This is a genomic window from Luteimonas sp. R10 (assembly GCF_045689605.1).
Classification (GTDB): Bacteria; Pseudomonadota; Gammaproteobacteria; order Xanthomonadales; family Xanthomonadaceae; genus Luteimonas.
The window spans coordinates 637,655-655,988 of sequence record NZ_CP141262.1; the positions used below are offsets into that span (position 1 = coordinate 637,655).

Below are 18,334 nucleotides of genomic sequence, written 5' to 3' on the forward strand. Positions count from 1 at the left end.
CCTCTCCACCTGCACTGCGCCGGGATTCGGCATCACCAGCGCTTGGATACGGACAGCGCCATGAAGCGACCGACCGCCGAATAGTTGGTTCCGTCGTAGGGCGGCACGGCAAAATCCGTGATGGGCGAGTGCAGCGGAGGCGCCCGATCGAGGAGGTTCTGCACCGACAACGCGATTTCCAGCCCCGTCCAGGCGCTCCCGGGGCGGTCCGCGGCATAGCGCAGGGTGGTGTCGAAGGTCGTGAAGGACGAGGTCTTCTCGTCATGGATCGTGTTCTCTACGCCACCCTTGTAGTTCGCGAAGAGCGACGCGCCGAAGCCTCCCTCGGTCCACACCGCACCCAGCCGTGCCGTGACTTTGGGCGGGTTGAACAGGGTGCCTGCCATCTCGAAGCCCGCCGTCGATGTGGTCTGCTGCTCGCTGTCGAGCCAGCTCGCGGATCCACGCATGGTGAGCCGCCCTGCGCCGATGTCCGTGCGATAGGAGGCGGAAGCATCCATGCCCCGGATTCGCTGCCTCGTCGCGTTGACGAACTCGCTCCTGACGATCGCGACCACCCGGTCCGGGTCGTACGGCGCTCCGGTGAAGTTGCGGAAGTCGTCGACCGCGGCGATGAGCGCCTCCTGCTCCTGCACGCTGGGGGCGAAGTTCACCCACTCGGCGTTCGCTGGGTCGTCGATACCCAGGGCGAAGTTCACCGGCTCCACCACCCGATCCGTGTAGTCGACATCGAACCACGTCAGTTCCGCCTCCAGTCCCGGAACCGCCTCGGGATGAAAGGCAAGCGAGGCGCTCCATGTGGTGGCGCGTTCCGGCCCCAGATCGCCGTTACCGCCGCCGGACAGGAGAACGGTCGCTTCCGCCGGATAGCCATCCACCAGGCTGCCCGCATAGCTCACCTGGCCGATCCGGGCGCGGTGCAGCTGGGCAAGCGTCGGTGCCTTGAAGGATTTCCCCCAGGACGCCTTCATGGTGAAGTCGCGACCCGGGCTATGGACCAACCCGAGCTTTGGCGTCGTTACACCGCCAAACGAGTCGTAGTCTTCGCCACGCACCGCCGCGGTCAGCACCAGTCGCCGGGGATCGTCTTCTCTTGCCGTCATCAGCGGCAGGCTGAGCTCGGCATAGGCAAAGCGGCTGCTGTCCTCGCCGCCGATCAGCGCCATCCCGGCGCGATGATCGTAGTGCCGGAACTCATTTTCCCGGTAGCCCGCGCCCACGGCCATCCGCGCGTCTCCGCCCGGCAATTCAAACACGGGGCCCTCGGCGCCCAGTTCATACATGCGGCTTTCGTTGCAGAGACAGTCCTGGGTGGACGACGCCGGCTGGCCTGTCGTCAGGCTCGTCCTCTCGGTGAGTTGATCGTGCTCGCTCCTGCCCGCGGTTGCGTCGATCGCGAGCGTCCAGTCGTTCGGCAGATAGAACGCGACGCCAGGCGCAACGAAAAGGTTCGAGGTGTCCGACGTCACCGTACTTTGCCGGTTACTCGGACTGAGGTGGATCGTGTAGTCCTGCGCACGTTCAGACTTCAAGGCATCCAGGCGCAGCTCGGCAACTGTGCCGATGGACTCGTAGATGCTGAGCACGCCACTTCGCAGATCCGACGCCGGATAGATCGTATAGGGCTCACGCAGGTGATCGGTGTAGCTTCGCTGACGTGCCCGAATGGGATCGACGGACACATCCTTGTACGTCGCGATCATGCCGCCGGTCGTCCAGCGCGTTCCGGCCGTTGCGGTGTATTCGCGCGTGTTCATTCCGCCATCGGTCGCTGCGCCGTAACGGGCACCGGCTGCGAATCCGTCGAAGTCCCGTTTCAGCACGACGTTCGCGACGCCGCCGACGGCGTCCGAGCCATAGATCGCTGATGCCCCGTCGGCAACGATCTCGATGCGCTCGACCGCCTCGACCGGGATGGCTGCGATGTCGATCGCCTGGGTGTGACCGCCGTAGCTCATGCGCCGGCCGTTGAGCAAGGTCAGCGACGCGTCCGCGCCGAGGCCTCTCAGGTTGAGGGCAGACCCTCCGGTGACGTTGGAGTTGCCGGTGCCGGCCCCGGCGATGTTGAAAGGACCCACCTCGGGGTTCTGCCCACCCGAGAAGTTCTGCGGCACGCTGCGGATTACTTCGCCCAGGTCGGTGAACCCTTCTTCCTGCATCCGCTCGGCGCCGATAGTGATCACCGGCGAGGGCGTGGTACCCCCGCGGATGCGTGTGCCGGTGACCGTGACCGAGGCAAGGTCCGTCGCCTCCGGCTCGGCTTGGGCGGCAGCCCGCGCCGGGCCCGCCGGTGCAGGCCCGGCCGCCGCCCTCGTCCGCGCGGTGATGACGACCTTGCCGTCGGCATCGACGTACGCCAGGCCGCTGCCGAGCAGCAACCGATCGAGCGCCTCCCGCCAGCCCATCTGCCCGCGCACCGCTTGCGCCTGCTTGCCGTCCACCAAGCCGGGCGGGTATTCGGGGTGAATGCCGCTTTGCGCGCCGAACGCCTCCAGCGCCAGGGCAAGGTCGCCCGCCGGCAGGTCGAACGCGTGTACAGCGCCTGTCGGCACCGTCTCTTGCGCAGTTGCCGCATGCAGCGGCAGCAAGGATGCCAGAGAGACGGCAAGTACGCGGCGCGCCAGCGCCAGCCTGAAGCCACACGCGTGGGCTCGCAGTTCCCGGGTCGTCTTGTCGGTCCCCGCGCGGGGGCCGCAACCCGCCTGCAGGGTGTCCTTCGCCCCGCCTTTCGTCCGTTCCAATGCATAGATGCGGTCCCTTCCGCTGGGTGGCTCAACCACCACAACTCCTTCTTCTATAGACATGCACAGTCTCCGGTTCGGGCGCCCCCGACTACCGCTGCCTGGGAGACCGCCAAGGGATCGCAGTGATCCGCGGGTCAACGCTCGCCCGCCACGGTAAGAATATCTGCTTTTCAGATATTTGCAAACCGGATATAGGGTGGGTGCGGCTTCCCGCGAGCGACGCCGCAATGCCTGTCAAATCGATCCACAGATCCGAGTACAAAGATCTGCTCGAACTACTCCGGGAGATCCGGAAGAAGGCCGATCTGACGCAGACCGATTTGGCGAAGTTGCTGGGGCGCTCGCAGTCCTACGTCAGTGAGGTCGAATGTGGCGTCCGAAGGATCGACCTGCTGCAGTTGCGCGACTTCTGTCTGGCTTGCGGCCAGGATCCGACCGCTTTCGTGAGGCGGTTTGAGAAGGCGATCAACGATCCGGAAGACCAGTCCTCGACCTAGATGAGGACTTGGCTTACAAGCCAAACAAGAAGCTCCAAATCTGTTTTTCGGATAACGGAAACCCGGATATAGGGTGGGTGCGGCTTTCCTTCTGCGATGCCGCGATGCCCACCAAGTCAATCCACAAGGCCGAGTACCTGAAGCTGCTCGAATTGCTGGTGGAGATTCGCAGCAATGCCGGTCTCAAGCAGGCTGAGTTGGCCGCACTGCTGCAACGATCCCAGTCCTATATCAGCGACGTCGAGCGTGGCGGACGACGGCTGGATTTATTGCAGCTGCGCGAGTACTGCCACGCCTGCGGGCAAGATCTGGTTGGCTTCGTAAAGCGGTTCGAGAAGAGCATCGCTGACGGGGGCAGCAAGAAGGCGAGTCGAACTCTTCGTTAGTCGCCCTGAGGTATTGATCTCAGGCCACGATTGCGACCTGCATCGACGGTTCGCTCGATGCGTCCCGCACCACAACCGCTAGCACCCAGCGCACAAAGAACACGATCCAGCGCATCAGCCGGCGGAAGCTGTAGCCCGCAGTGCGGGCAATCACGTGCAAGGCGTCGCCTTGGGCTCCCTTGATGGCAACGACGCAGCCGGCTGCCGTCCTTCAGGTGTCCGATCCAGGCCCACATGCACCAGTTTTCTGCGCTGCCTACACGGTAGCTAACGGGGTTGTACCGTATACTCGCTCCTGCTCGCTTTCTGAGCTGCCTAACCGGCAGTGAACGATCCACCCGCCGGGAAGGGGAGATGGGAGACTTTCTGAACTGCCTACACGGCAGTGAACATCTGTACCAGCGAGTGCGCGCCGGCTTCGTCCTTTCTGAGCTGCCTACACGGCAGTGAGCTTAGAGTGCCCGCGGCCATGGGTTGTTTCCTCTTTCTGAGCTGCCTACACGACAGTGAACTGATCCGGCAGCGCGACCTGATGCACCGCTACTTTCTGAGCTGCCTACACGGCAGTGAACGCCCAACCGGCAGGCTGCTCCGTGCGGGGCTGTTTCTGAGCTGCCTACACGGCAGTGAACTGGGCGCGGTCGGCAACGTCTCTGGTGGGCATTTTCTGAGCTGCCTACACGGCAGTGAACAACGTCATCGGCCCTTTGACCACGCCGCCGTTTTTCTGAGCTGCCTACACGGTAGTGAACGATGGCATGCCGATGTTCCGGCGGCGCCAGGCTTTCTGAGCTGCCTACACGGCAGTGAACGACTATCTCACTCGCCCAAGCGTTCGCCAAATTTTCTGAGCTGCCTACACGGCAGTGAACGCGCCAGCCGACGATGCCCGCCTGCTGCTTGCGTTTCTGAGCTGCCTACACGGCAGTGAACTCGCTCGATTGGTGCTGGCTCTGGTGTCGGCGTTTTCTGAGCTGCCTACACGGCAGTGAACGCTGCGACATCGCTTCTGATGGACTTCTGCGCTTTCTGAGCTGCCTACACGGCAGTGAACAACTTGCGGTTGCGCGCGAGAAAGGGCGCGGCTTTCTGAGCTGCCTACACGGCAGTGAACAACTTGCGGTTGCGCGCGAGAAAGGGCGCGGCTTTCTGAGCTGCCTACACGGCAGTGAACGAGAAGGGCACCCGAGAGATCGATGCCGAGCATTTCTGAGCTGCCTACACGGCAGTGAACGCCCCCGCTACCAAGTCAATCTGACTCGAAGATTTCTGAGCTGCCTACACGGCAGTGAACGGCCTGGAGCATCCGTGGAATTGTCGCTGGACTTTCTGAGCTGCCTACACGGCAGTGAACGAGCAGGCCGCCATCGTGCGCCGCATCTTCGATTTCTGAGCTGCCTACACGGCAGTGAACTCTACTCGCTCTTACAGCGGCGCGATTGGGGCTTTCTGAGCTGCCTACACGGCAGTGAACGCTGCGCTGGTGGTTGACGCCCTGGCGTGCCTTTTCTGAGCTGCCTACACGGCAGTGAACGACATCGAAGATCAGCCCGAAGTCGCGCAGCTTTTCTGAGCTGCCTACACGGCAGTGAACGTGCGACGATGCAGTTCCTGCCGGCACGCGTTTTTCTGAGCTGCCTACACGGCAGTGAACCATCGAACCTCGTCGGGCAGCACTCGCAGCTGTTTCTGAGCTGCCTACACGGCAGTGAACTAGAGAAAATCGAACGCAAGCCGTTGATGATAAAGAAAAAACCACCTGCCGGATGTGGACGTCCCTTTGGGACGGGCACCCGGCAAGTGGTTGATTCTATTGCGGGTTCTGGCCCGCTACGGAAAAAGGGTCAGAACCAGGGCACCGTCGCCTCGCGTCCCAGGCCGTAGCTGTTGAACGTCCCCGGCACCGGATCCGGCGACAACGGCCCGTGGCGGATGAAGAGGGGGAACGCCGGTTGCCCGGTGCTGCGACTGCCGATCACCACGAACGGCAGCCGGAGGCGCTGCGCGGCGGAGTCGGGGATCCGTTGCCGGGCCACCTCAGCGTCGAACCCGTGGCGGCGCATCGCGCGGCGGCGCAGGCGGTCGGAGCTGCTCCTGGCCTGGACGCGGCTGACGGGGCGGTGGAGGGCCGACGCCGGAACCGGAGCGATTTCCCCGACGCGCAGGTGGTCGTGCATGCCGTCGAGCCAGTGCGCGCCCATCAGCGCCGCCAGCGACGCTTCGGGCCCGTGCAAACGCAGGTGGTCCCCGAGACTCGGCAGGCGTTCGTCGTGCGCGGGGAAGCTGACGCCGATGTCGTCGCGGGCCGACTGGACCAGCGCGCGGTGCAGGCGCGCATACAGGCCCGCCAGGAGGTGATGCGGCGCCAGTTCCGGGTCCGGCCGCAGCCGGATGTCGAGATAGTGGCCGCCCATCGCCTCAGCCCGCCTCGCCGAACACGCCGCCGCGAATCAGGGTGGCGACGACGAAATGCTGCTGCTCCAGGTCCGGCGCCCTGTCCTTGATGATCCAGTTGTCGAGCAGGTTGTAGAAATCCATCTTCTCCTTGGGTTGGCGATATGCCCTGCCCTGGGTAGTGACCGAACCGTAGGGCTCCACGGCGATAGGACCATTCTCCTGCGCGCCGGGATACCAGGTGTCGATGGTGCGCAGGGCGTTGCCGATCTTCTGCGAATGGATCGCGGCCACCGCCTTGCCGCCTTCGCCCACGGCGTACAGCGTCTTGCTCTTGTCGCCGCGGCTACGGTCGAGGATCAGCTCCTGCGAGGGAAACACTTCCTGACCCGCGCCGGTGCGCACGAAGGCGGTGACCTGAAGCAGGACGTGTGCATTGCCGGCCAAGCCGGATTCGATCACCGCCGCCAAGGCGCTCACGTCATCGGCCTCGCTGGCCGGTGCGGACAGCTCGCGCAAGGAGTGACCGAGCGCCTGGAACGCCCACTGCGTGGCCGGCGTGCCGTCCTTGAGGTGCGCGGCCTGCACTTCCACCTGCTCCGCGCCGATGCGGTTGCGCCACAGGAAGCGGCCGTTGGCGAGGTTGGCGGCGTAGCGCCGCGCCAGTTCGCCGAAGCCGTGCTGATGCACGTAGCCGCCGACGGTGGCGATGAGCTTGTTGCGGTAGTCGGCATCGTTGCAGGCCGAAGGCTTGCCGGTGTCGCCAAGCACGCGGAGGGTGAACTGCACCTTGAGCGTGTCGGCCTCCAGCGGAAGGGCGGCCACGTCCACGGTCTGCAGGTTGGGGTTCTCGATGGCGGCATCGAGCTTGGCCGGATCCTGATCCTTGGTCTTGAGCCGGTTGGAAATGGTGCCGCGCACCGATTTCTCGCGGATCTTCACCGGTCGCCAGTTGGCCGAGTCGCCACGCGCACCCCAGTCGCCGGCGAAGAACAGTGCATCGGACGGATCGAGCTTGCGCTCGAAAGCGAGGACGGAGGCGGTCTTGAGGTCTTTGGACATGTTCGGATTCCTTTTCGTGTGGACTTGTCAGTCGAAGTCGTAGAGCTGCTCGAGCGCGTCGGCAGCGGGGCGGTAATCGTTGCGGCAGCGGTAGAGGCCGGTGTCGGGTTGGCTGTCCGCATACCAGAGCAGTTGCTGGGGCGACTGCAGCCGGTGCGGGCTGATCCACTCGCCGACCGAGTGGAGGCTTTCGACGAAACGGAACGGCGTGGTCGCATCGCGCGTGTTGGCGACGCTGCCGGCCGGATGCAGCTCGCCGAGCGCGCCGTAGCCGACCGGGATCGGCACAATCCAGCCCTGGCCCTTGCGGTCGTTGAGCCATTCGCCCTTGCCATCCTTCTCGCCAGGCTGGTGGCGCCAGTTGATGCGCGACAGCGACAGCCATGCATCGAGACGGGTGGATACGGGGTTCTCAGCCTGCAGCTCGGCCAGTCGTGCATCCAGCCGATCCTCGCGCGATACCAGTGCGAAGCCGGGCAGCAACCGCATGCGCGCCTTACGGAATTCGGCCTGCCGATCGCTTTCTGTACCGGTCAGGTCCAGGCTCCAGGGGCGGTAGCGGAATCGGCCCGGTTGGGCAGGAGGCAACAAGGTGCCTCCCGCGACACGCATGCCGGCGAGCAGTTCCGCCACGGTGGCGAGGTCGGCTTCCCGCGCTTCCGGTTCGCGGCTCCAGCGTTCGCTGTCAATGCCGAGCACGAGGCTCAGCTCTAGATGGATGCGGCCCTCCTCGACGATGGCAGCGGTACCGCCGTCCTTGCCGACCGGGTTGCGGGTCAGCCGGAATGCCCTGACGAAGCCGCCTTCGGTCACCTGTTCCTGGTGATCGTGACTGACCACACCCACCGCCTTGAACGCCAGGTCGAGACCCGCCGCGCGAGTCTTGCGTTCCAATGCCCACATCAGGCCCAGGAAAGCCGTCATCGACGGGAATCCATGCGTCAGCGGGCTGGAAACGGCATTGGCGTTCTGCACGTGCAGGTGCGGCAGTACGAGCAGGTGGCTGAAACGGGGACAGGCGCTCATGCCTTGACTCCCGCTGGAGCGCGCCGTTGAATCGGTACCGGCCAGGCGGCATCGACGATGGCCTGCCTGGCCCAATGCTTGTACTCGTCATCGCCGACCGTGGTCAGGCCGGCTTCGCGCAGTTGAGCGTTGACCCAGTTGGCGAAGATGCCGGCGACCTTGTCGGGCCAATCGTTCAAGTGATATGCCGCTTCGAACACTGCGTCATCGCGCATCCGGTGAGGGTCGAGCCACAGCATCTCGTTGAGATCAAGTTCGCGCTCGGAGTCGCTCGTCCAGCTGGGCTCCAGCGTGTTCTGAACCATTTCGGCAAAAGCTGGGAGGTGCGCGCCCAGTGCCTGTTCGATACCTTCGCGCGTGATGCGTGTCTCCATGGTCCGATCAGGATTGGAGAGCAGGAGCTTCGACAAATTTTTGATCAGCTTGCGCACGTCGCCGAAGTAACCGAACTGGATCCACACGTCATTCGAGCGCATCAGTTGGCGCAGCTTAAATGGCTTCCAACGCGGCGGTGGCAACGAGGCCAACAGGTAGTTGATGCCGCCACGTTCGCTGTTGAGCTGGGAGATGTTCTGTGGCTTCGTTCCCCCCAGCTGGCGCGCGACCGGGTTGCGGTAGTCGCGGTAGGGGGCCTCATGCGCTTCCTTTGCCCGGAAGGCTTGCCGCGCAAGCTTGTTGGCCTCGCCGAAGCGGGCATCCTGGATGTCCGCATGCACCGCATGGGCCAGACTGCTGGAGAACAGCGGTTGCAGGAGGTGGTAGTCGGCATCGTTCGAAGGCCGGCTACCGATGAGCCAGTAGACCTGCTTGGCCGCCTCATGTGACGCGGGCACGAGCTCGCTGCGCACCAGGCTGCCGAAGGCCTCCATCCACCCGGACGCAACAGTGGGGTCTGGATGCAGGGCGCTGCGCAGGTCGTCGTCGCCGGACTGCATCCAGTCCAGCAATCGATGGCCATCGACCTGGATCTTGAGTAACTTGAACACGTCCAGCGCGGCGGCGTTTCCGACCACGTCCTCCGCGAAGTCGTCGCCGAGCAGGTGGGTGCCGACCTCTGCGTGCTGCGGCAGCTTCGCAGGAGCAACGTGCAGGCTGCTGCCGCGCGCATCGGGATGAGTGGCCTTGAGCACGTGGGTGACGGCCTGGATCTGGCCGACCCGGCGCGCCGCATCCGACAGCCACGTCCCATACTCGTACTTCGATGCCCCGTCGGCATCGTCCTCCTTGCCCTTCAGCTTGGCCTCGCGCCGCGCGTCGATGAAGGCGGCGATGGCCGAGCGAAAGCGCTCGGAGCGTGATCCACGTTCCGGTTCTTCACTCATTGGGGAGTCCTTTCATTCGACCCTGATAGGTCGTGCAGGTAGAATCCCCACGGCAGCAAGCCGCCGTGGGGTGCTTTGAGGGCAGTCCCTCAAGAAACTCGTGTGTTGAAGCGTCGATAGAGCACTTCCTGCATCCCCTTACACGTCAGACCTTTCGTGTGTAGGCCCAGCTTCCAACTGGCTTGTTGTTAGCCCGAGCGCCGCGCCCACGGCGCTCGGGCGATCACATCATCTAGGTTGAACCACCGAATGTCAACCATCAGGCGCTTACTTAAAAAATTACGGTATGGTATCGCAGTTACACTAATCAGGCCGAGTCCGCACTGCCGCGTAGGCAGCTCAGAAAATCAGCCGCTTGCTTCAGAGGCTCAGCTCACTGCCGAGCAGGCAGCAACAAGGGCATGGATGCCCTTCATTTCCTTTCTCCAAATCCCAGCCAAGGGTGATACCGCCACCCTTGGTCACTCTTGGGAACCTCCATCATCGCCAGCCGCTCGGCGCAGGTGCTCAGAGGCAGATCGAGGCGCTCGGCCTGCTCGGCCAGCAACGCCATCAGGTCGCACTCGCCCCACGCGCCGATGCGCTCATTGGGGTCGAGCTTCACGTCATGACGCAGGCTGCGGTCGATGGGGATGTACAGATTCCGGCTGCGCCGGGCCGGGTCGTCCTCGACGCGATGCAGAACCAGGCGTTTTTCGTCCTCGTCAGGCAGGAAGGCCAAGGCGGTCTTGCGCAGCGTGTCCTCGCGGAACGGCTGCTGTTGCGGCAGCACACCGGTCAGGGCGGCCTGCGGGTACTGCCACGACCACGCGGATTCGTCGCGCTCCATGGGCGCGTCCATCGGCGGCGCCACCGAAGCGGGCATGCGTTGCCTGGGCAGCATGCCCGCGGCGATGCGGGCCTGCTCCAGGTCCACGAGCCGTTCGCGGCTGGCCCATTCGGACTCGGGTCGGGGGCGGATGCGCGGCAGTGCGGTGAGCGTGCGGTACTCGTCCGGCGACAGCAGCCGCTCCAGGCGCGGGGAACGCAGGCGGAAGCGATGGCTGTCGTCGTGCCGTTCGAAGCCTGGACGGACGAAAACGGGCGCCGGGTGGCCGCCAGCCAGCGTCCGGCCCTCCAGCGATTTCAGGTTCCGCTCGAACACTAGGATGTTGGGTTGGTCGCCCCGCTTGCCGCGATGCCGCTGCACACGCCCTGTAAGCTGGATCAGCGAGCGCATCGAGGAGGGTTCGGCCACGGCCCAGTCGGCGTCCCAGTCGCGTCCGACTTCGCACACAGGAGAAGCCAGGACGACGAACAGGTGATCGTTTTCCGGATGGGCATCGAGCGCGGCGCGTATGGGCGGTAGCCGATAGACGCCCTCCCCATCGCCGCGGCGGTTGAAGGCGGCATCGAGCTGTTGCTCGATGGCCGAGCGCTGCAGCAGCGGGAAACGGGCGTGGTAGACGCACAGGTGGATGCGGGTGTTTTCCGGTGCACCCAGTACATACAGTTGGCACGCCACGTCGAACAGCGGGTCGATGTTGGCCATGCGCACGATGCCGAAGCTGACGCGCTTGTCGCTGACCGGGTCGGCCTCGGCATGGTGGCCGTGCAGGCGCAGGCACATCGCATGCACGTGCCGGGCGAATTCCGCGCGAAGCTCTTCCTTGGGAAGGCCCTTGGCGATGTCCAGCGCAACCAGCTCGGCCCGCCGCAGCGGCTCGGCCTTTTCCAGCTTCACCGCGCGCTTGCCGACGAACTGCGCATGCTGGCGTGCGAAGGCGTCGCCGTCGGCGCAGGTCGCGACCTGCTTGTCGAATTCGTCGGCCCACAGGCACGGTATTTCGACCTGTTCCGCACGCTGTCCGGCGGCGTTGCCACGATTGCGGCAGTAGTGGATGCGTCCGGCACGGTAGGCGAGGAACATGCCCTCCACCAGCGCCGGCGGCAGCGTGGCCGAGGACAGCACCACGCGCGTGCCAAGCATGCCGGCCCAGTGCACCAGCCGGGTCAGCGCGGGCAGGTCGCTGAGGTCGTAGTCGTCCAGTTCGTCCAGAATCAGGTCCGCGCTCATCAGCCGCAGCATCGGCGCGATCTGGCGGCCGGCGCGCAGCGCTTCGGTGGCGGGCACCATGTGGTCCACCGTGCAGACCAGCATCGGTGCGGACAGCAGGTTGCGGATGGCCGGATCGTGCAACGCGCGCGACAGCAGGGGGTGGTCGGCGACGATGCCTTCGTAGAGGACGTGGCTGTCCTCCTCGATCAGGTCCTGGATCGACGCGGAGCCCTGCGCTTCGGCCTTCCGCTCGTAGTACTCGAACAGGGTGTGGCTGGCCGAGCCGCCGACGCGGACCGCCAGTTCGTCCTCGCCAAGGTGCAGGTCGTTGCGATAGCTGCGGCCGGTCTGCAGGGTAAGCGTGCGCAGGCCGAGCGCATACGTGGCGCGCAGACCCTGCTGCGGATCAGCCAGGGCGTAGAGGATGCGGGCGTTGGCCAGCGTCTTGCCGCAGCCGGTGGAGGCCATGTTGACGACGAAGACGCCATGCTCGCGGGCGCTTTCGCGCAGCCCGGTGGCGGCGTCGGCGGCCTTGTCCTGCCAGGAGAAGCGCGCATCGGCGCTGCGCTTGCGCAGGCCGCGGTGGTGAGCCAGTCGGGGCAGGTAGCGCTCGAATCCCGGCAGGGCGTGTGCGATCAGGCCGGCATCGCGGGCGACGCCGAGCAGGTGTTCGTCCAGCGGCTGCTTGAGGTCGCCGTCGCGGTCGGTGTTGGCGTACAGGTGGGTATTGCCGTCGCCCTTCACGCGGAATGGCGAATCCTCGGAAAGCCCGGAATAGTGGTGATCGGCCAGCATCAGGCTCAATCGGGCCAGATGCATGACGTAGGGATTGCCGAGCCAGTCGCCGTCGTGCCGCGGATGGCGCTCCAGCAGGCGCTTGGCCAGGCGTGCGGCCTGCGAGCGCCATTTCGGTTCGACGACAGGCAGCGGGCCGGCCGGGCTCCAATAGGATTCGATCCGTGCGCGCTCGGCCCGTTGGCGGATCTCGTTCCAATCGTGGGCGACCAGCGCCAACGGCGTCTCCAGCCAGGCCAGATTGAAACTGCGCGAGCGCTTGCCGAGCCAGTCCTGTCCGCCCTCCTTCTCGACCGGCACCATCGGCAGACGATGATGCGACATGATCAGCCAGGCCACGGCGGCCGCCAGGGGAGGCAGGTCGCGGAACGGGCACCTGTCGCGCGCATCCAATCCGTCGCGCTGGTAGCGATCGGCGGCGAGCCAGAGCTGTTCGCCGAATGCTTCCGTATCGGCCAGCCGGCGCAGCCATGTTTCGTCGTCGTCCTTGCCGACGAAGGCCTGGAACAAGCGCAACGACACCCATTCGTGCCGGTACAGGTTCCGCTCCTGGAGCTCCCCGCACAGGCGTCGCTGGAAGGCGACGCTGGCCTTGCCCAGGTCGTGCAGCAGGGCCGCCAGTTGCGCACCGTGGTGTCGGTGGGCACCGCGCCTTCGGCGTTGAAGCGGCGTGCGTCGCCGACGATCCACAGCACCTCACTGTGGTCGCGGCCGCGGATCCAGTGGCAGGCCACGGCGGTGTTCTTGCGCGCGGTCCTGCGCAGCAGCTTGCGTAGGGTGTCCAAGCCTGCCTGGGTGATCGGCGTCTGCCAGGTACGGTCGCCGCGGCGCTCGGCGAACTGGTCGAGAATGCGCCGGGTCTCGGTCAGCGCGCGCTTGTCGCATTGGGAGATCAGCAGGACGTTCACCCCTGCCCCCGCGCGGCAGTCTCCAGCGCCACCGCCTTGAGCGTGTCGATCATGAAGTCCAGCGATTCGCTGCGGGTCAGCGCCTCGATGCAGTTGCGGCGGAACTGCTGCTCGTCGTCGCCGCGCATCGCCGAAAGGAAGGCCTGCGGCAGGATGCAGGCGTCCTTGACCAGGTCTGCCACGTCGAATACGAGGCCGCCCCGGCGGGTCTTGCCGTGCAGTACGGCCAGGCCGTGCGGGAGGCCGAGCACCCAGGTGGCGGTGGCCCCCAGGCCGTAGGCGAGGTAGTTGCCGTGATCGAGGAAGCGGTTGGCCGGGTCGCTGCCGCCGCCGCGCTTGGCGCGGGTAAATTCACCGTAGCCGACGGTGTCCACCGCCAGCTTGAACAGCGCCTTTGTCAGACGCGCCTCCTCCGTCAGCAGGGCGGTGTTGTCCAGCGCCAGCTCGATCCGGCGTTCGGTACGCTGCAGCAACTCGTCGAGGCGTCGCGCGTCCACGGCGAAACCGGCCGCGCGCAGATGCGGGTGATTCCACTGCGCGCGCAGGCGCGCCACCCGTGCGCGCTGGAAGGACCTGGCCGCGTACAGGCGCAGGTCGTCGTCGAACCAGAACTTCACCCAAGTTTGCAGGTATTCGGTGGGCCGGTACTCGCTCTGCGGCGAAAACCACGCGACGTCTATGTCCACCTCGTTGGCGGTAAAGAGCGGTGTGCCACCGCCGCCCGCGAAGCCGACCAGTACGCCCGCCTTCGCAAGCTCCCGCATCGCTGCCTGGGTGACGGACGTTCCTGTTCCGAGCAGGATCGTTGTCGTGTTGGCGATCGGGACGTTCCAGTACAACGACCGCTTTCCCGCCTCCGTGACGTACTCCACGCGGCCACCCTTGACCAATACACGGCAATGCTCAAGGTAATAGACATTGGCCCGCTTGGAATGCAGGATCGATTTCAGATCAGACGGCGCTATCGCGTCCATTCGCCACCCCCCTTATGGCATGGACGGACTATCGCCTAACCGGGTCTCAACAGTCGAGACCGGTGGCGGACAGCATCGACTTGATCTCTTCCTGGCAGTCACACGACCGCTGGTCGGCAAGCGCGCCGCGGATCGAGGATCTGCCGCCGGTTCGGCCGTCGATGACATGCAGCGCGCGGTGAACACGCGCATGTCCGGCCGCAGGCATTGCGCGTGCGGCTGACTCCTACGGGGATGGCGTTCTCATCCGGCGGGGGCGAGAGGCGACCTCCGGCTCATCAAGCTTCACCGGAACAAGATCGCGTACATGCGCGGAAGTGCGGCAAAGCGTCTTATCCGAAGGCGCGGGCTCTGTTCGAGACTTCGACCGAGGTACTCGATGGACTGGCCGTCGCCTATCATCGTTTCGAGCAGGGCAGCTAAAAGGGGCGGCGTTGAGGCTGCGCATCGGGCGCCCTCCGGACGGACCGGCACGCCCGCGGCGACGGTGCGCAGTGCGAGTTCGGCCGCACCGACAGCCGACTCCCCAGCCAGCCGCACCGCGGCCGTTTCCACGAGACGAACCATTCGCGCACGAACGCCGCAAGCAGCCACCGCGGCGCTCTAGTCGCTGCTGCCGGTGGTGCAGGCGTTCACCGCCACGGCGAGCATCGCGGTGGAGACCCGCGACATTTCGCTGGCCGGGCGGATCTTGGCGCAGTTCCCGGAGCGGCTGACGGCCGAACAGCCGATCGGCGACCACCTGTCCGAGCTGGGTGCGCTGGCCACCACGCCGGAGGCCAACATCATCAAACTACCGAACATCAGCGCCTCCGAGCCGCAGCTGAAGGCGGCGATGCCGCACGTCCGGCGCGCGTCTCACGGCATGAGACCGCCGGACACGAGCATGCGCCGATGAGGCCGCCGCCATGAGCCGACGATCCGGAAGCGCCGACCTGCCGCTGCACGGCGGTCGCGTGCCGCACTGGCTGGGCGAGCGAATGACGCGCCTGGGCGCGGTGATGTGCCAGGCGATCGTGCACGAGTACGGGCGCGACGAGCTGTTGCGGCGGCTGGCGCATCCGTTCTGGTTCCAGTCGTTCGGCGCGGTGATGGGCATGGACTGGCATTCGTCCGGGATCACCACCAGCGTGATCGGCGCGCTCAAGCGCGGACTGGCGCCGTTGTCGGGCGAGCTGGGCATCCACGTGTGCGGCGGGCGCGGCCGGCATTCGCGGGCGACGCCGGGCGAGCTGGTGGCGATCGGCGAGCGCGTCGGCTTCGACGGCGCGGCGCTGGCGGCGGCCAGCCGGCTGGTGGCGAAGGTCGACAGCGCGGCGCTGCAGGACGGGTTCGACCTGTACCTGCACGGCTTCATCGTGCCGCCAAGGCGCGCAACCGCAGCGGCGCGCAGCTGCTGCGCGACTTCATGCGCGATTTCGTACGTCGGCAGCAGGAAGCGGCCGAATACGACGCCTGGTTCCGTCGCGAAGTGCAGAAGGGAATCGATGCGGCGAACGCGGGTGATGTCATCTCCAACGAAGAGGTCGAAGCCCGGTTCGCGGCCCGCCGTGAAGCGGCCCGCAGGCGACTCGGAGCGCCCGACTGATGCGCCTGGTCAACGGATGCGGCCAGCCTGCAGCACGGCTTTCGCACCCATCCATAGCCTGCCGCTGTCGGGATAGACGTAGCACGCCTTCGGTCTGGCAGACCGCGTGACCGCGGCCGTTTCCACGAGACGAGCCCTTCGCGCACGCACGCCGCAACCAGCCGCCGCGGGTGCTTTGCCCGCGCCCACCTAAACCGCGACAATGGCCGGATCGCGCGCCGGCCCGCCGCTGCATCGGCCATCGGACGCCATCCGCCCGGACGCTTCCATCCGAGCGCGGCCGCGGCGCGCTTCCTTCGCCGACCTGCAGGAATTCCGAGCCCCCATGCCCACCGCCCCGACGATCATCTACACCCTCACCGACGAAGCCCCGTTCCTCGCCACCCAGTCGCTGCTGCCGATCGTGCAGGCGTTCACCGCCACGGCGGGCATCGCGGTGGAGACCCGCGACATCTCGCTGGCCGGGCGGATCCTGGCGCAGTTTCCCGAGCGGCTGACGGCCGAACAGCGGATCGGCGACCACCTGGCCGAGCTGGGTGCGCTGGCCACCACGCCGGAGGCCAACATCATCAAGCTGCCGAACATCAGCGCCTCCGAGCCGCAGCTGAAGGCGGCGATCCGCGAGCTGCAGGGCCAGGGCTACGCGCTGCCGGACTATCCGGACGAGCCGAAGGACGACGACGAACGCGACATCCGCGCGCGCTACGGCAAGGTCACCGGCAGCGCGGTGAACCCGGTGCTGCGCGAGGGCAACTCCGACCGCCGCGCGCCGCTATCGGTGAAGAATTACGCGCGCAAGCATCCGCACCGGATGGGCACCTGGAGCGCGGACTCGAAGACGCACGTGGCGCACATGGACGACGGCGACTTCTACGGCAGCGAGCGCTCGGCGACGATCGGCGCGGCCGGCGGCCTGAAGATCGAACTGTTGCACGCCGACGGCGACAGCACGGTGCTCAAGCAGAAGGTGGCGGTGCAGGCCGGCGAGATCGTCGACGCGGCGGTGATGCGGCGCAAGGCGCTGGCGGGCTTCCTGCAGGCGCAGATCGAGGACGCAAAGGCACAGGGCGTGCTGTTCTCGCTGCACCTGAAGGCGACCATGATGAAGGTCTCCGACCCGATCCTGTTCGGCCAGGCGGTCAGGGCTTTCTACGGCGAGGCGCTGGACCGGCACGCCGAGGCACTGCGGCAGGTCGGCTTCGATCCGGACAACGGCATCGGCGACCTGTACGCGCGCATCGGCACGCTGCCGGAAGACACGCAGGCGCGGATCAAGGCCGACATCGACGCCGTGTACGCCGCCCGCCCGGGGCTGGCGATGGTGAACTCCGACAAGGGCATCACCAACCTGCACGTGCCCAGCGACGTGATCGTGGACGCCTCGATGCCGGCGATGATCCGCGACTCGGGCCGCATGTGGAATGCCGACGGCCAGCTGCAGGACACCAAGGCGGTGATCCCCGACCGCAGCTACGCCGGCGTGTACCAGGCGGTGATCGACGACTGCAAGGCCAACGGCGCGTTCGACCCGGCGACGATGGGCAGCGTGCCCAACGTCGGCCTGATGGCGCAGAAGGCCGAGGAGTACGGTTCGCACGACAAGACCTTCCAGATCCCCGCCGACGGCACCGTGCGGGTGACGGACGAGGCCGGCAACGTGGTGTTCGAGCACGCGGTGGAGGCCGGCGACGTGTGGCGCATGTGCCAGACCCGGGACGCGCCGATCCGCGACTGGGTGAAGCTGGCGGTGACCCGCGCGCGCCTGAGCGCGATCCCGGCGGTGTTCTGGCTGGATGCGAACCGCGCGCACGATGCGCAGGTGATCGCCAAGGTCGAGGCCTGTCTGAAGGACCACGACACGGCCGGCCTGGACCTGCGCGTGCTGCCGCCGGTGGAGGCGACGCAGTTCTCGCTGGCGCGCATCCGCAAGGGTGAGGACACGATCTCGGTCACCGGCAACGTGCTGCGCGATTACCTGACCGACCTGTTCCCGATCCTGGAGCTGGGCACCAGCGCCAAGATGCTGTCGGTGGTGCCGCTGATGGCCGGCGGCGGCCTGTTCGAGACCGGCGCCGGCGGCTCGGCGCCCAAGCACGTGCAGCAGTTCGTCGAGGAGAACCACCTGCGCTGGGATTCGCTGGGCGAGTTCCTGGCGCTGGCAGCGTCGCTGGAGCACCTGGCCGAGCGCTACGACAACCCCGGCGCCCGGGTGCTGGCGAAGGCGCTCGACGCGGCCAACGGGCAGTTCCTCGACGACAACCGCTCGCCCTCGCGCAAGGTCGGCGAGCTGGACAACCGCGGCAGCCATTTCTACCTGGCGCTGTACTGGGCGCAGGCATTGGCGGCGCAGGACGACGACGACGCGCTGAAGGCGCGGTTCGCGCCGCTGGCGCGGTCGCTGGCGGAGGACGAGGCGAAGATCGTCGGGGAGTTGAACCAGGTGCAGGGCGTGGCGGTCGACATCGGTGGCTACTACCACCCGAACCAGGCGAAGGCCGCGCTGGCGATGCGCCCGAGTGGGACCTTCACGGCCGCGCTGGAGCGCCTGGTCGCGAGCTGAGGGGCGCCAGCGTCGCCGCACCGAGAAGGGCCCGGCAATG

At 66.3% G+C, this 18,334-nt stretch carries 11 protein-coding genes, 4 pseudogenes and 1 CRISPR repeat array; of the genes and pseudogenes, 5 read left to right on the top strand and 10 right to left on the bottom strand.

Annotated features, from left to right (window positions below):
* Window positions 1–32: 32 nt before the first annotated feature.
* Window positions 33–2,804, bottom strand: coding sequence for a TonB-dependent receptor domain-containing protein (locus U3649_RS02750; RefSeq protein ID WP_407353368.1), 2,772 nt, complete (start codon window positions 2,802–2,804; stop codon window positions 33–35).
* A gap of 167 nt (window positions 2,805–2,971) precedes the next feature.
* On the opposite strand from U3649_RS02750, the gene U3649_RS02755 reads away from it, so the two are divergent.
* The gene (locus tag U3649_RS02755) at window positions 2,972–3,241 is read left to right on the top strand and encodes a helix-turn-helix domain-containing protein (protein ID WP_407353369.1); all 270 of its coding nucleotides are present in this window, start codon (window positions 2,972–2,974) and stop codon (window positions 3,239–3,241) included.
* A gap of 104 nt (window positions 3,242–3,345) precedes the next feature.
* A complete protein-coding gene (locus U3649_RS02760) occupies window positions 3,346–3,627 on the top strand; it encodes a multiprotein-bridging factor 1 family protein (RefSeq protein WP_407354530.1) in 282 nt (93 codons plus the stop codon).
* 19 nt (window positions 3,628–3,646) lie between these two features.
* Here U3649_RS02760 and U3649_RS02765 read toward each other — a convergent pair.
* From U3649_RS02765 to U3649_RS02805, 9 genes and pseudogenes are all read right to left on the bottom strand, one after another.
* A pseudogene (locus U3649_RS02765) lies at window positions 3,647–3,851 on the bottom strand (IS5/IS1182 family transposase); the annotation flags it as partial.
* 20 nt (window positions 3,852–3,871) lie between these two features.
* Window positions 3,872–5,341: a CRISPR direct-repeat array (repeat unit 28 nt; unit sequence TTTCTGAGCTGCCTACACGGCAGTGAAC).
* A gap of 130 nt (window positions 5,342–5,471) precedes the next feature.
* Window positions 5,472–6,041, bottom strand: coding sequence for a type I-F CRISPR-associated endoribonuclease Cas6/Csy4 (cas6f, locus tag U3649_RS02770; protein WP_407353370.1), 570 nt, complete (start codon window positions 6,039–6,041; stop codon window positions 5,472–5,474).
* A gap of 4 nt (window positions 6,042–6,045) precedes the next feature.
* A complete protein-coding gene (gene csy3, locus U3649_RS02775; RefSeq protein ID WP_407353371.1) occupies window positions 6,046–7,083 on the bottom strand; it encodes a type I-F CRISPR-associated protein Csy3 in 1,038 nt (345 codons plus the stop codon).
* Window positions 7,084–7,110: 27 nt separating this feature from the next.
* Complete coding sequence (gene csy2, locus U3649_RS02780; RefSeq protein WP_407353372.1) at window positions 7,111–8,109, bottom strand: type I-F CRISPR-associated protein Csy2; 999 nt, start codon at window positions 8,107–8,109, stop codon at window positions 7,111–7,113.
* Window positions 8,106–9,431, bottom strand: a complete 1,326-nt coding sequence (gene csy1, locus U3649_RS02785) for a type I-F CRISPR-associated protein Csy1 (RefSeq protein WP_407353373.1) — start codon at window positions 9,429–9,431, stop codon at window positions 8,106–8,108. The genes csy2 and csy1 overlap by 4 nt, the downstream gene beginning before the upstream one ends.
* Before the next feature lie 412 nt (window positions 9,432–9,843).
* Window positions 9,844–12,954, bottom strand: a complete 3,111-nt coding sequence (gene cas3f / locus U3649_RS02790; RefSeq protein WP_407353374.1) for a type I-F CRISPR-associated helicase Cas3f — start codon at window positions 12,952–12,954, stop codon at window positions 9,844–9,846.
* 41 nt (window positions 12,955–12,995) lie between these two features.
* Window positions 12,996–13,172: pseudogene (locus tag U3649_RS02795) on the bottom strand (hypothetical protein); the annotation flags it as partial.
* Window positions 13,169–14,146 (bottom strand): type I-F CRISPR-associated endonuclease Cas1f, encoded by a 978-nt coding sequence (gene cas1f, locus U3649_RS02800; protein ID WP_407353375.1) that lies wholly within the window; start codon window positions 14,144–14,146, stop codon window positions 13,169–13,171. The gene cas1f and the pseudogene U3649_RS02795, both read right to left, overlap by 4 nt.
* Window positions 14,147–14,192: 46 nt before the next feature.
* Complete coding sequence (locus U3649_RS02805; RefSeq protein ID WP_407353376.1) at window positions 14,193–14,354, bottom strand: hypothetical protein; 162 nt, start codon at window positions 14,352–14,354, stop codon at window positions 14,193–14,195.
* A 402-nt stretch (window positions 14,355–14,756) separates the two neighbouring features.
* Between U3649_RS02805 and U3649_RS02810 the strand changes: the two are divergent.
* The 3 genes and pseudogenes from U3649_RS02810 to U3649_RS02820 all read left to right on the top strand — a co-directional run.
* Window positions 14,757–15,014: pseudogene (locus U3649_RS02810) on the top strand (NADP-dependent isocitrate dehydrogenase); the annotation flags it as partial.
* Between the two features lie 40 nt (window positions 15,015–15,054).
* Window positions 15,055–15,507 (top strand): annotated as a pseudogene (locus U3649_RS02815) (DUF763 domain-containing protein); the annotation flags it as partial.
* A gap of 552 nt (window positions 15,508–16,059) precedes the next feature.
* The gene (locus tag U3649_RS02820; protein WP_407353377.1) at window positions 16,060–18,294 is read left to right on the top strand and encodes an NADP-dependent isocitrate dehydrogenase; all 2,235 of its coding nucleotides are present in this window, start codon (window positions 16,060–16,062) and stop codon (window positions 18,292–18,294) included.
* The last annotated feature ends 40 nt before the right edge of the window (window positions 18,295–18,334 follow it).